Source organism: Kistimonas ophiarachnellae, from assembly GCF_057552235.1.
In genome coordinates this window covers 215003-229607 of the sequence record NZ_BAAJPA010000004.1, presented here as the reverse complement: position 1 = coordinate 229607, position 14605 = coordinate 215003, and the positions used below count along the sequence as shown (strand labels likewise).

The following is a 14605-nucleotide window of genomic DNA, read 5'->3' as shown; positions in this document are numbered from 1 at the left end:
TTGTACTGCGGTTATCACAGGGAGCTGTATTTGGTTCTGAGGCGGTGTCGCACCAACTCCGCCAGCGTGTTCACGACAAAGGTGAACAGGAACAGGGTCAATGCCGCCAGGAACAGAATCCGGTAATGGCTGCTGCCGACTTCGGACTCCGGCATTTCCACCGCGATATTGGCGGCCAGGGTTCGCATGCCCTCGAAGATATTGGCATCCATGATGGGCGTGTTACCCGTCGCCATCAGGACGATCATGGTTTCACCCACCGCACGGCCCATACCGATCATCACTGCCGAGAAGATACCGGGACTGGCGGTCAGCAGTACGACGCGGGTCAGGGTCTGCCACGGCGTCGCACCCAGCGCCAGCGAGCCATAAGTCAGGTGCTTGGGCACACTGAAAATGGCGTCTTCAGCAATGGAGAAAATGGTGGGAATGACAGCAAAGCCCATCGCCAGGCCAACAACCAGGGCGTTACGCTGGTCGTAAGCAATCCCCAGATCATTGGTGATCCAGGCGCGCATATCGCCACCAAAGAAGAGATGTTCCAGTGTACCGCTGGCGCCCAGGGCCCCCCATCCGGCCAGCAGTATGACAGGCACCAGGATCAGCGGCTGCCAGCCATCAGGCACCCGACTGCGCCATTCAACCGGCAACCGATCCCAGAAGAAGGCAAAACCCAGAATGGCAAACGGCACGATCAGCAGTAAGGCAAAAATGCCTGTCAGGTTATTCTCGATATAAGGCGCCAGCCAGAGTCCGGCCAGGAAACCGAGGATAACGGTGGGCAGGGCTTCCATCAGCTCGATAACCGGCTTGACCTTGCGACGCAGTCCCGGCGCCATGAAGTATGCCGTATAAATCGCACCGCAGATCGCCAGGGGCGCCGCCAGCAACATGGCATAGAACGCCGCTTTCAGCGTGCCGAATGCCAGCGGCATCAGGCTCAGCTTGGGTTCAAAGTCATTGTTGGAGGCTGAGGACTGCCAGATATATTCCGGCTGCTCGTACGACTCATACCAGACCTTGTCCCACAAGGCTGACCAGGAAACTTCCGGATGCTCATTCTCAATACGCCAGAACTCAAGCCCTTCCGGTGATTTGACCAGCAGGGCATTGCCCCTCGGTGATATGCCCAGCGTATCAATGGCACTATCCGTAACGGGCACAGTTAGCAATGTGCGTCTGGCCGTGGTATTAAACAGCCCGGCCGAACCGGTGGCATCAACGGCCAGGAAACCCTTGCGGCGATGTTCGGACACAATCCCCGTGACAGGCTGGTCACCCAGCTGAAAATCGCGGATTCGGGTCAGCTGCTGCTTGCGCTCCTCATCCCGTACCATGAACCACTGGCTGATATGTCCCTGGCTGTCACCAATCAGCAGCGAGATACCGCCTAACAGGAACTCTGCAGCCGTCACGGTGGCTGTGCCCTCGGCCAGGTCGATGGTATCGACTAACTCAGGCTGGTTAACATTTCGGATAGAGAGTAGCGACAGGCTGTCATTGCCGTTCAGTGCATACAGCCAGTGCTGGTCAGGATCAATCAGCAGCTTTCTGACCTCACCGGCCACCGCCGGTAAATCCACACGTTGCTCTTCCAGCGTGATCTCTTCAGTCAGGAAATCCTCTTCCTTGGTAAACGCTGTCATGAACAGACGCTGACCACTGCTACCGGCAAGCAGTAACTGCTCCTCACCGTCCTGAATCGCCACCTCTGTCAGCGGCTTACCATTACGAGAAAGGGCTATTGGCGTTTCACCATAGGGATAAACAATCGAAGGCGTAATAACCCGCTGATCATTTGGCCAGGTGATACGGTATTCATGCTTGAAAACGATGGCGTGACCATCGGACAGCCCGGCCACCATCAACGGGCTGGCGGGGCCTGCCCGGTCTATGGAAGTAATAACAGAACCGTCAGGCAATGGCAGGCTGAACGCCCGTATCTGGTTGCCGGAGAGGGTATCAAAGAACACGGCCTGACCATCAGCCATCACTCGCAGGCCCTGTTCAGCCTGCTCTTCCATGGTCAGGAACAAGACGTCCGAAGACTGATTGGATAAAGGCACCGGCAAGGTGTAACTGGCCTCACGCGACATCTCGGCCGAACGAAACAACGGTGCGACCTCATAAAGCAGGTAAAAAAAGATCAGCAGGATCGCGACAATAATGCCAATGCCGCCGGTGGCGATCCCCCATCGCGCCGCTTTATCCTTGAGCCGCCGACGATTCCCGTAACGCTTCAGGGCCGGGGTATCGAAGTGAAGCTCAGGCGCTGCTGCTATGCCTTGTTCGTTCATGACCAGGTCCGGTTTTTGTTATGAGCGTAAGGTAACCAGACTATGTGACAGAAATATTACACCCCTTCATTCCCGATCCAGTGATGAGTAACCAGGCGCAACAGTGAAGGCCAGATAACTGTGCCCGATTTTTTGACGGCAGAAATAACCCTTCGGTCAGTCAACTTTGACATTGGCCGGAGTAAGTTCGGATCTACAGATTATCAATCTGTCAGTAAACAGGGCTTTGCCATCACGTAAATACTCTCCGGTTCAAAAACAATGAAACCAGTAGCAAAACAAGCAATCCTGCCTTCGCCGAAGAAGGCTGGTTTTGAAAACCCGCGTTCCCCTCGGAAATCCACCGGCAAGTTCACCCTGTGGGGAATGGTAAAAACTGTCTCTGTAGTATCAGCCTGTGGATTACTGTTGACATCGGGACTGGTCGCCGGAGTACCCGTTGTTGTCAACACGGCCGGATTGCTACTGGCAGCAGGTGCAGTTCGAACGGCCATACCCCGCAGAGTGGCAGGTCTCGGGCATGGCGACAGCAGTGAAACAGCATCACGTCCAGTCGTCCCTGCAGGTTTACTGCCTGCCGGATCATCAGGTTCTGTTTTCCCTCACCGGCAGTATGATGACAAGTCCACCGCACGACATCTCGATGCAGTTTATCAATCACTGGATCGAATGCCCCACAACAAGATGCCCAGCCTCAGTAAAGCCGTGAATGAAAAGCCCATTCCCATTCCCACGCCCAGCGCCAAACCGCTTCCCCATGAGGATGCCCACCATCATTCCGGATTTGACGGTTTCAGCCTGCTGGGGATAACCATGCATAATGGCGATACCCGGTGTATTGAATACCGACCGGAACAGGAAAAAATCGCCATCAGTGGCTGCACCGGCACGAGGAACCAGTTGTGGCAGTATCACAATAAGCAGTTGAAAACCCATGATGGTCGCTGTGTTTCAGGCAATGTTCAGTCAAAGCGACTGACTCGTATCCATGAGCATCTCTATTGCGACCTTTTTCTCGCCAACTGTTCTGATCAAGGCACATTCCTGGACTATGTTAACCAGCATTTTTTAACAGGCAGGCATGCGCTCTTCTTTCACCGTCACACAAGGCCGTGTTATGCCGATCTGGCCTACGCTGACGACTTCCTGACGAACCCCAGGCAAGCCCGGCTCATGACATTCTGGATGATCAACCGCCAGGATCCTGAGGTGCGTACATTGATTGCCAGGAACGACGCAGCCATAACGTACCCTGTCAGCATTAATAACGATGACCTGGTAGCACTTGAACAAAAACGCAGGCTGATTTACGGGCTGCAAAACCTGATGATTCCGGTGAATGTCCCACGCGTTGACGGCTTTCCTTTAAGGGTTTCGGACGATGCTCCGCGCGTCCTGCGCACCTTTGCGTTTGCGCAGCGTTTCACCCCACTGGTGATCAAGTACGGGGTTCCCCACTACCAGGACAGCTTGCCGGTCAACCAGGCAATGACCGGACTGTATGCAGTGCCTGGCGATATCATCACCGTTGCTGTAGAAGTGAGTCCCGGGAAGGGCTGTCAACGGCGAAACTTTGACCTTCACCTTTCCATTAACCTGCATGGTAACGTTAACCCCTATTTCCCGGTTGTCAGGGAAAGTGGTTACTACATGCGCCCCCCTCAACTGTCATACGAGATCAGACTCAACCCCGAAGCCGCCACAGTAAGCGCGACCCGAATCAGGACGGCGTATGGCGGCACGCTTTCCCTGTTGTCCTATAAAAACACTATCTGTGACATGCTCGTTACCCTGGAGGGCGCGGTAGAAGCACCTTACTTCAGTAGCAGGGAAGGCGCGCACAACGAAGGCTGGCAGGAAACACGACGCAAACCCGCACCATGGGCCATCCTTGAGGGAAAGCGGATGACGACACTCCTGACGTCCGAACAACTTCAGGCCCTGGATAATCCTTCCACATTCACGGCGTTGCTTGACAGGATCACGACAGAGACCTTGTCCCTGTGGGGCTTGGAAACGGGCCACAGGGTGACAGATCGACGACACCATCCCGGAGACGGAAACTTTATTATCGTCCAGGACAACCTGCCGCCCAATTTTAAAGCCTATGTAGTGGGGGGGGAGCGCAACATCAAGATCAATCAGAATGCGGGCATAATAAACCTGCTGATAAAAATTGCATCCAGCGATTCCTCTCTTGCCAAAACGGCATCCCTTGAGCCTGATGAGTTGTTGCGTGCAAGCAGCATTGCACATGAACTCGGGCATCTGTTATTTCAACAAACATTGCTGGATGCCCTGAATGACGATTCAGTCGCCCAGTTAACCGCTGAATATGTCAGCGTTCGCGTATTCAACCAGTCCTACCTGAGCGCGTTCAGCGCCTACCATAGCGCAAAGACAAAACTGGACAATTGCCTGGGCTATCACCAGTTCAGGGATGACTCATTTGATGACAACAGGGCCAGGGCGGTCTTTTTGGCACAGGTAATAGAGGCATACCCCGGAAAGGGATGGCGCATTTTCAGGGAGATTGCCCGCCATTACCGGGAAAACACCGATGCCACCAATCAGCAATTGCTGGATAGCGGCCATCAACAGCGACTGGACTATTTTTTTGAACTGCTGTCGAACATTACTGTCCACAACCTGGCCGGGCATTTCAGCACCTGGGGATTTGCTATCAGTGAAGACACCCTCTCTCGTGTGGCCCGGCTACCTGAACCGGCCATTGATATTTCCGCCGGAATAAAAGGCTGCCTGCCGCAAAAGGCAACGGGAAAAGAACAGTGGTCCGATTGGATACGCGATACGTTTTACGCCATAACCGACCGCAGGCATGCACCCAAATATGGCGTATTATTAGCGGCTTACCTTGTAACCCTGTTCGGTGTTTGGTACGCCAGGTATTTCCGCACCAGGACTCAAACAAGAACAACACCCAAGAAAGACGTTTAACGCACGGAACAGAAACCTGACAATCAGTCAACGTATCATTAAACCGATGTGTGCTTCTTCATCAATACAACTGAGAAGGTATTGTCATTGAGCAGGTGGATGACAGTTTTAGCTGTTTATTCTGCGCGTAGATTATCTTCAAGATCATACTCACCGGACGTTGAACTATCAGGCACTGTATCTTCACTGCTGCTACTTTCGCCCGATGCCAAGGGGATCACTGTATCTGCTAATATTTCCAAGACATCATCGACTTCCTGGCTAGCAGACACTGGAAGGGTTTCTGTCATCGATGGGGCATCAGCCTGTTCTTCTACTGCAGTGGCTTGCGCTTGTGACGTAGACGCTTTTTGCCTGAATTGACGGTACAAATTACCCCATTGATTCAAGCGTGCTTCCAGATCTGGCTCCTTCACACTTTTTAAGCCTTTATATTCTTCCATTAGTATTTCAAAAAACCTCGAAACGGTATTCACCAAGTCCTGTTGGTACAATGTACAATGATAGCCAGACTCAACGTCTTCCTTATTAGTAGTGTCTATGGACTCCGGCACCTCAGCGTTAGTCATCGAATTGTAGAGTTCCTGAATGACTTCAACACTTAGCTTTTGTAAAAAATGTCTCTTCTTAGATTCATCCCGATAAGCTTTATCATTCACATAAAACTTCAGATAACTTTTCAAAATCATAAAAGCAAACCTGCACATTCCATTTTTACAGCACAAATCAAATAGATCTTCCAAATCTGAACAATGTAATCGAGGCTTTTTCAACTGATTAATATATTTTATTACCTCGTCTACATCTTGTGACGTACCTTGCTCTTGATGCTTGCTTCTATACACCTCATTACTTATTTTCAACTTAAGATCAAGAAAATAAAAAGTCGAAAACTCCTCCTGCCTGAAGACCTTAAATGCTTTTTCTAAATACTCTAATGCAAAAGGAAATTCTTCAACGAGCTGCCTAATCTTTGGATAATTTTTTATAAACTTTTCATCCTGTTTCTTCAAGCTAAGACTTAGCATTTTTAATACGGCAACTGTAGAATATTCACTGCTACAATATCTATTTATCCAATATACAGCCTCACAAATATATCGAAAATGACTGAATTCGGCATTTACCCATTGCACTTCCAACAGATCAGAATATTCTCCCCCCATACATTTTAAGTTAGCTTCCACAACTCTTACCCAATCTGACACATGAATTTTTGCCACGTGACATATGGCCATTGTTTCAATATACTGCAGATCATCAAGATTTTTGACAACCTTATCTATAGCATCAAATTTTCCAATAAGGCGTCTAGGGAAATCTATGAATAGAGATTTAAACTCATTCCTACCATAAATACCAATATATCCTTTAATAGAACAAGTATTTATGATGACGTCGTAGCACTCCAACAATTCATTAACTCTACACAACTTTACCACTTTATAAATTACTTCCTCCCTCTTTGCCTTGCGTAATACTATTCCTTCCTTTTCCTCTATAATTTTAGATAGATAACACTTCATAACTTCAATTTCTTGCTTTTTATTTTCTTCCTCTTGTTTTATTTCACCCATCTGTTTTATTGTGGCTTTTCTGCTTTTTTTCCTAACAGTTTCCTTGGGTCTAACTGACGGCTCTGGCTGTTTTTGCAATTGTTCCGGGATTTGCGTTTGAGTGTCTTTATCAACCATTGCACAAAGTAGTTTGGCAGTCTTGTCATGACCCTCTACTCCTATCAGGTCAGCTTGAACCCTTTGATGCAGGGTGAGCGGCTCTACCTGAATGCTTCTATGGGACTTTGATGGTCTTCGTAAAGTTTCCTTGTTCTTTTGGAGAACAGATGGACACCCTGCCTGACACTCTTTCTCTCCCACTGCTATTTGTTCCATAGACGTTTCTTTTGAAATGGTCATGGGTGAAGCTGTCTGAGACTCACTGGTAATGATTATTTTTGGTATCGTAATGGTCTGACTCTCTCTTGTTATTATTATTTTCGGTATAGGCGGCAGGGTTTGGGTTTGTTTATCATACTTATCCAGCTTTATTGGATATACAGGCTTCGCCAAGCCTAATAAAATTTCTTTTACAATATTACATCGCCCCTCTTTTACTATTCCCGTGGATGCCAACTTCACCATTAAATTAAGCCGATTAAAAAACTTATTATCTTCCCCTTGCTCAACTTCAATCGTATTATTTAAAGCCCCCAGCTGATCTCGAACCCACTGCCTAACAGTGTTAACTTTTGCATCAAATCTAAACTCTCCAAATTTGACATTAATGAGCTCTGTTTCTTTTCGACAAGGCCTGTTGTATATCAAGATTTCTGCAGGTTCTTCTTTGAGCGGATGAGTAATATCGATGGTTAACAGTTTACTTTTTTTAGGATCACGCCTTAAAATAAAGATACTCGTAACACAGCACGTAGGAATATAATCATATTTTCCGCGTGCGTTATTTTTCCTGGGATCCCAGACAACTATGTGCTCAGAACGTGTCCCACCTCGCACTATTTCACAGTGGCCTTTCATATGAGCGAGCGAGAGTGAATGACTCAATCGACTGATCAGATTATCAATATCCGGCGCGCCAACTGGGCAAACAAGGTCAATGTCCTTTTGTCGATGTTCATCCAGAGACAGCCAAAAATTTACAGGAATATTTTCCTCTCTTTGTAGCGTCACGATTTCTTTTTCTGTCAACTGTTGATGCTGTAATTGCAACGCCAGAGCAATGCCGCCATGGATGATGTAGTTTTGATTTTCATGGATAAAATGCCCCACTGCTGTTTTCAAAGCGGTCAGGGCGTTTCTTTCTTTTTCTGTCAATACATCGCCAGGTAAACCTGTCACTTCCGGTGTTTCGGGCTCTGGATATTCCGGCTCCTCAACCCTGTCCAAACCCGTCTGTGTCGTGGCATCTGAAAGTTCTTGAGTAGTGCCCGGCAAATCGGCGGGAGGATAATATGGGAAGCCGCTCCCTGCAGCTCCTGGTGGAAGCATAGTGATAAACCAGAAATTGGCTAATAGAACAGGGAATATACCGTCTGGATAGTGAAAACTGCCTGACAACTGTGTTAGCGGGCAGAACAACTGGAGCGTTTCCGGTGTGCTCACACAGTAACGCCTCAACCACATTCACATTAGTGGTTGAGGCATCCGGGTCAAGGCAACGAACCCGTTACCTTAATCATTGACTGCCACAGCGTCTGGTTATTAAAGGATATCCAGTTGCTTCAGCGTCTTCTGCACAACCTTGCCTGGCAGCGGGATGTAACCATCTTTCACAACCACTTCCTGTCCCTGCTGAGACAACACCATCTTCACAAACTCACGCTCCAGCGGAGTCAGCGGCTTGTTAGGCTGCTTGTTGATATAAACATAGAGGAAACGTGACAGCGGATATGCACCGGTAACAGCATTGTCAGCGGTTGCATCAACGAAAGGCTGGCCCGGCTTCTTCGCCAGCGGTACGGTACGGACGCTGGAGGTTTTGTAACCGATACCGGAATAACCGATGCCGTTCACAGACGCACTGATGGACTGAACAACAGAAGCAGAACCAGGCTGTTCATTGACATTGTTCTTGAAGTCACCTTTACAGAGTGCTTTTTTCTTGAAGTAGCCATAAGTACCGGAAACCGAGTTACGGCCATACAGCTGGATATCACGGCTTCCCCAGGAACCATTGAGTCCGGTGTCCCCCCAGTCCTTAATGGCAGCATCGTTGCCACACTTGCGGGTTGAGGAGAAGATGGCGTCCACCTGGGACATGGTCAGTCCCTGGATCGGGTTATCCTTGTTGACGAAGACCGCCAGGGCATCGATAGCAACCGGGATAGCAACCGGCTTGTAACCGTGCTTCTTCTCAAAAGCTTCCAGTTCCTTGTCCTTCATCTTCCGGCTCATGGGGCCCAGGTTGGAAGTGCCTTCGGTCAGAGCAGGCGGTGCAGTGGAAGAACCTGCAGCCTGGATCTGGATATTAACGTTGGGGTATTCACGCTTGAAGCCTTCCGCCCAGAGGGTCATCAGGTTCGCCAGGGTGTCGGAACCGACGCTGGAAAGGTTACCGGATACACCGCTGGACTTGCTGTAGGTTGGCAGGTTGCTGTCAACCTTCGGTGCAGCCTGGGCGGTCAGGGCAACACCGGCGGTCAACGCCAGGGCTGTCGCAAGACTCTTCAGTTTCATTATTCTTTTCTCCTGTGTTTCGTGTTCTTTTCAACCGCTATGGGTACTCGTGGCCTTCGCGTATCAGTATCCGGTGGTTACATGACGAATATATGTACGGGTTATTACAGAATCATGACACGCAAACGGGTGCCTCTGGCGTGCGGGTTTCGGTATAATCCTCCGATAACAATAAGAACAGGGGGCTACATGAACACCTGCGTGCGCCTGACCCGCAGTCTGGTAAAGGGAATCGATCACTTTACCGAGAAAACCGGCCGCACCGTTGCCTGGCTTAACCTGCTGCTGATGCTGGTTGTCTGTACGGTTGTCCTGCTGCGTTACCTGTTTAACCAGGGTTCGATAGCCCTGCAGGAATCCGCCACCTGGATTCACACCATAATTTTCCTGTCTGCCTGCGCCTGGACGCTCAAGCATAACGGTCATGTCCGGGTTGATATTTTTTACAGACGCTTCTCGCCACGCCGTCAGGCGCTGGTCAATGCCCTGGGTAGCCTGTTTCTGTTGCTTCCGGTCTGCGTATTGATCGGCGTGATGAGCTGGGAATATGTCAGCCAGTCCTGGGCGATACGGGAAACTTCACAGGAAGCCGGTGGACTGCCGGCTCTCTACCTGATGAAAAGCCTGATTCTTGTTCTGACGGCCACGCTGATGCTTCAGGGTGTTGCGGAAACACTGCGTAACCTGCTGATTCTCACCGGTCATGATGCCCCGCCTGCAGACGCTGAAAATCTACCCCGGGAGGCCGCATGAGCGAATGGATTCCCCTGCTGATGTTCCTGATGGTCTGCCTGGTATTGCTGGCCGGTTATCCTGTCGCCTTCTCCCTGGGTGGAACCGCATTGGCATTCGCCGTCTTTGGCACGGCAACCGGCGTATTTGATGTTGCTTTCCTGCACGCACTGCCCAACCGCCTGTTCGGTATCATGACGAATCAAACCCTGATGGCAGTGCCTTTGTTCGTTCTGATGGGCGTGATGCTGGAAAAATCCCGTGTCGCCGAAGATTTGCTGGAAGGCATGGCCCGCCTGTTTGGTCGGGTACGTGGCGGGCTGGGCATCTCTGTCACACTGGTCGGCATGCTTCTGGCGGCCAGCACCGGGATCTGCGGCGCCACCGTCGTGACGATGGGACTGCTTTCCCTACCGACCATGCTGAAGCGGGGTTACGACCCGAAACTGGCCACAGGTACCATCTGCGCCACCGGCACGCTGGGACAGATTATCCCGCCCTCCATCGCGCTGGTTCTGCTGGGTGATGTCATGTCCACAGCTTACCAGCAGGCCCAGCTGGACATGGGTATCTTCTCGCCCAAGACTGTTTCTGTTGGCGACCTGTTTGTCGGTGCCATGATTCCCGGATTAATTCTGGTCGGACTCTACATTACCTGGCTGGTTGTAATGGCCTGGTTGAAACCGGAAAGTTCTCCTGCCGTCGCCGAACCGGTCCATGATGACGATTCCAACAAATCACTGCTGCTTAGCCTTGCACCACCGCTGTTGCTGATCTTTGCCGTACTGGGCTCCATCATGGCGGGCATCGCAACCCCCACCGAAGCATCCGCTGTTGGCGCATTGGGTGCAACATTGCTGGCGCTTGCTAAAGGACAACTCTCGCTGGCTCGGACGGGCGAAGTAGTTCGTTCCACCACCGAAGTCACCTGCATGGTCTTCCTGATCCTGATCGGTGCATCCGTGTTCTCGCTGGTATTCCGCGGCTTCGGCGGCGACGAAATGATCCAGGAACTGTTTGAGAGCATGCCGGGCGGCGTCTTCACCGCGACCCTGATCGTCATGCTCGTCATCTTCGCGCTGGGTTTCATCCTCGATTTTATTGAGATCACCTTTGTTGTCGTTCCTATCGTCGGCCCGGTATTGCTGGCCATGGGGCTGGATCCCATCTGGCTCGGCATCATGATTGCAGTGAACCTGCAGACCTCGTTCCTGACGCCACCGTTCGGGTTTGCCCTGTTCTACCTGCGGGGTGTTGCGCCGGGCAGTGTCGCCACCACCGATATCTATAAAGGGGTGGCGCCATTTATCGTGATCCAGCTGCTGTTGCTGGCGTTGATGGCTATCTGGCCGGGCATCATCACATGGCTGCCATCACAGGTTTACCAATAGGGAGAAAGGTATGGAAACACTAAAAACCGATCACCTGCCCCACCCGGAGGGGGAACTGACTCTCCGGGTTCAGGCCATGCCAAGGGACACCAATCCGGATAATGATATTTTCGGCGGCTGGGTTGTCTCACAGATGGATCTCGCGGCCGAGATGAGCGCCCGACAGGTTGCACACGGCAGGGTGGCAACGGTGGCCATCGACAAACTGGTTTTCATGCGCCCTATTGAAGTCGGGGATGTGGTGAGTTTCTACACCATTGTATCTTCCACAGGCCGCAGCTCCATCCAGGTACAGGTTGAGGCCTGGACACGCAATCCCGTGGCCGATGAAGAGCATAAAGTTACGGAAGGTAATTTCGTGTTTGTGGCAATAGACACAAATCGTCGTACACGAAAAATAAGCTGACACATCACTGTAAACAGGAATGTGATCTAAAGGTAATAACCCATCCGATCAGGAGGATGGGTTATTACCGTTTTCTACGATTCCCATTTCTTGTTCAAGCTGTTGTTTCATGGCTCGAATACCTTCCAGTTTACGAATACCTTCTTCCAACTGTTCTTTATCCATACCTTCTGCTTTAGCCCGCTCAATGGCTGTTTCCATCGTTTTGATTTTATCTTCTGCTGCAATGACAAATGCCAGTTTCAATTGCTCTTCCTGACGGGCTTCATAACGTTGATACCGTTCCGGATCACTCAGCTCATTCGCGGATGGCAAGACTCTTGGCTGATACTCTGCGACCGATGGCGCCCGGTTATCCCCATGCGTCAATGAGTGACTGAATGAATGGAGGGCCTCAGCATCAAACCCGAACGACGCGCTATCACTGGCAATTTCCTGATCATCAGGTACCGGTACTCCAACGTTTTCAACAACACGAACTGATTCTGACGACGCTGTGCGTTGATTGCTTTTCTTCAAGGCACTGGCAGTTTCTTCCTCAGCAACGGGCGCTTTTCCCCGTACAAGGGTTGCCTGATCATCACTGAAAACCCATAAAACGGAAGCTACCGTCGCGACACTTCCTAACAGAACCACAGCCCATCGTTTGTTAATTGCCATCAAAATACCCCGATATAGTCAGGATTGATCCGCACGGGCACTTCCTTACGTAACCGCTCCTTCAATTCTGCAAATTGCGTCCTGGCTTTCTCAAGCGCAATCTGCCGCGACGCCAGGTATCGAACCGTTTCACTGTCTTCCGGGTAATAGCCTTTCTTCTGTTCAGTTACCAGAAGGATTTCCCAGATCGCCGGTTCCACTGCGGTTGCCGGACGTTTAACGGGGCGGGAAGGGATGCCTGTTTTCTGCATAAATGCCATGGATTCCAGCCAGTTTGGCGCCTTTTCAGTCCTCGCTATCCAGCCCAGACTTCCTGGCTCCTTCTCACCATGGTCATTCGCTACAGAATAGAGTTCCACGGCCTCTTGAAACGTCAAACCATCCATCAATTGTGAATAAACGTCGTCCGCCTTTTTCTGACTATCAACCTGTAGATGAAAGGCCTTAACCGCTTCCAGTCGGCTGAACTGCTTTTTCTGATTACGGTAATAATCCACCACCTCCTCACGGGTAACGGCATCCGCAAGCTGGCGAAGCACCGGATTACTGCTGTGCATAACATTAAACAACCCGAGACTTTTAAGGACTACCTCACGTTCCCGGCGGTCGATAAGCACCCTCTTCATCGATTGGATATCTGCAGGCGTCAAACCTGAATGCTCCCGCGCCCAGTATTCCACGACCCTGTGTCTCAGTAGCTGCTCAACCTGTCCGGCCAAATACGCGGGTGTTGCCCGACTCAGCTGGATACGTCCCTGTACATTCTGACGATCATAAATATCGCGCAACGTAATGGTTTCCGTTTTATCTCCAGGTAAACGATACGTTAAGAGAACGGTTTGACTGAAAAGAAGTTGCTGCTGTTCCGTCGCAGTAAAAGACATCTGACTTTGATTTTTGAGCAAATCAGCCAGTCTGCCTTGCTCAGGAATAGAGGTGTTCTGAACAAAACCGGTCATGCCACCAGGTTGTTCACTGAGCCAGCGTTCTAATGGTTTCCGCCAGTACAAACGAATTAAACCATTCAATTGATCAGCGACAGCAACATCAGCGGAAAAGCCGACAGGAGTCTCAGCCGGTACTAATCCGCTCTGCTCGCGCCAGTGGGCAAGCAATCTGTTAGTGATCAAATCCCGGAGCACACTTTCCCGTGTTGTGCGAAAGTCACCGGGAGCCGCCTGCTGGTAGAAAACATCCAGTGTCGCGGCAGTAATTGCCTCGCCACCGACAATCGCTGCGATACCCTTGTCGTTAATATCACTTTTGACAGCACTGTGCGCCATCGCTGATAACAGCAACCCGAACGCCGTGACCGCACATCGAATGATTCTTCTTTTAGCGTGGTGGCTGCCAGAACCAGGCAAGACGCTGTTATTGACCAGAAAGGCGCATCGCATCCGAACCAATACAGGTAACAGTAACAAGGCGTCTTTTATTCTTTTCATCATGCCTGCAGCCATTATTGAGTGATTATTCTTGCGCTATCTTACTCAATGAAACGAATATTGCAGTATTTGATGACCGTTTATGGCTCAATGGCATCAGTAACGCACACGACAACGGCATCGACACCGAACTCTTGAATGACCAGGCGCTTGAGATGACCTGGTCATCATGCTGGCCATGGGGGTTCATGCCATGCCAAGGGATGCCAATCCGGATAATTATCTTTTCGGCGGCTGGTTGTCTCGCAGATGGATCTCGAGGCTGAGATGAACGCCAGCCAGGTTGCACACGGTCGTATTGCAACGATAGCCATCGACAAACTGGTTTTCATGCGACCTATTGAATTCGGGGATGTGGTGAGTTTCTACACCATTGTCTCTTCAACGGATCGCAGCTCCAACCCGGTACAGGTTGAGGCCAGAACCCGGAGTCCAGTTGCTGATTAAGCACATAAGGTGACGCAAGGCAATTTTGTCTTTGCGTCAATAAACAAAAAATCGTCGTACCGGCAAGATGAACTGC

10 protein-coding genes are annotated in these 14605 nt (G+C 50.6%); 5 read left to right on the top strand and 5 right to left on the bottom strand.

Annotation, left to right across the window (positions count from 1 at the left end; translation table 11 throughout):
• Positions 1 to 14 precede the first annotated feature (14 nt).
• Positions 15 to 2297 carry an ABC transporter permease subunit gene (locus AC27K1_RS06625; RefSeq protein ID WP_487149250.1) on the bottom strand — a complete coding sequence of 761 codons (2283 nt, stop codon included), beginning with the start codon at positions 2295 to 2297 and terminating at the stop codon, positions 15 to 17.
• Between the two features lie 261 nt (positions 2298 to 2558).
• Between AC27K1_RS06625 and AC27K1_RS06620 the strand changes: the two genes are divergently transcribed.
• A complete protein-coding gene (locus tag AC27K1_RS06620) occupies positions 2559 to 5255 on the top strand; it encodes a hypothetical protein (RefSeq protein ID WP_487149248.1) in 2697 nt (898 codons plus the stop codon).
• Positions 5256 to 5371: 116 nt separating this feature from the next.
• On the opposite strand, the gene AC27K1_RS06615 is transcribed toward AC27K1_RS06620, so the two are convergent.
• Together AC27K1_RS06615 and AC27K1_RS06610 are read right to left on the bottom strand one after the other, a co-directional pair.
• Entirely contained in the window at positions 5372 to 8374 is a 3003-nt protein-coding gene (locus tag AC27K1_RS06615) for a hypothetical protein (protein WP_487149246.1), read from the bottom strand.
• Between the two features lie 99 nt (positions 8375 to 8473).
• The gene (locus tag AC27K1_RS06610; protein ID WP_487149245.1) at positions 8474 to 9448 is read right to left on the bottom strand and encodes a PstS family phosphate ABC transporter substrate-binding protein; all 975 of its coding nucleotides are present in this window, start codon (positions 9446 to 9448) and stop codon (positions 8474 to 8476) included.
• Positions 9449 to 9637: 189 nt separating this feature from the next.
• On the opposite strand from AC27K1_RS06610, the gene AC27K1_RS06605 reads away from it, so the two are divergent.
• The 3 genes from AC27K1_RS06605 to AC27K1_RS06595 are packed head-to-tail and all read left to right on the top strand — an operon-like array spanning position 9638 to position 11977.
• Positions 9638 to 10201 (top strand): TRAP transporter small permease subunit, encoded by a 564-nt coding sequence (locus AC27K1_RS06605; protein WP_487149243.1) that lies wholly within the window; start codon positions 9638 to 9640, stop codon positions 10199 to 10201.
• Positions 10198 to 11571, top strand: a complete 1374-nt coding sequence (locus tag AC27K1_RS06600; protein ID WP_487149242.1) for a TRAP transporter large permease — start codon at positions 10198 to 10200, stop codon at positions 11569 to 11571. Before AC27K1_RS06605 ends, AC27K1_RS06600 begins: the two co-directional genes overlap by 4 nt.
• 10 nt (positions 11572 to 11581) lie before the next feature.
• Entirely contained in the window at positions 11582 to 11977 is a 396-nt protein-coding gene (locus AC27K1_RS06595) for an acyl-CoA thioesterase (protein WP_395181511.1), read from the top strand.
• A 48-nt stretch (positions 11978 to 12025) separates the two neighbouring features.
• On the opposite strand, the gene AC27K1_RS06590 is transcribed toward AC27K1_RS06595, so the two are convergent.
• Together AC27K1_RS06590 and AC27K1_RS06585 are read right to left on the bottom strand one after the other, a co-directional pair.
• On the bottom strand, positions 12026 to 12637 hold the full coding sequence (locus AC27K1_RS06590; RefSeq protein ID WP_487149240.1) for a hypothetical protein: 612 nt from the start codon (positions 12635 to 12637) through the stop codon (positions 12026 to 12028).
• Positions 12637 to 14085 carry a peptidylprolyl isomerase gene (locus tag AC27K1_RS06585; protein WP_487149239.1) on the bottom strand — a complete coding sequence of 483 codons (1449 nt, stop codon included), beginning with the start codon at positions 14083 to 14085 and terminating at the stop codon, positions 12637 to 12639. Before AC27K1_RS06585 ends, AC27K1_RS06590 begins: the two co-directional genes overlap by 1 nt.
• Before the next feature lie 246 nt (positions 14086 to 14331).
• Here AC27K1_RS06585 and AC27K1_RS06580 point away from each other — a divergent pair, with 246 nt between their 5' ends.
• Entirely contained in the window at positions 14332 to 14529 is a 198-nt protein-coding gene (locus AC27K1_RS06580) for a hotdog domain-containing protein (RefSeq protein WP_487149237.1), read from the top strand.
• The last annotated feature ends 76 nt before the right edge of the window (positions 14530 to 14605 follow it).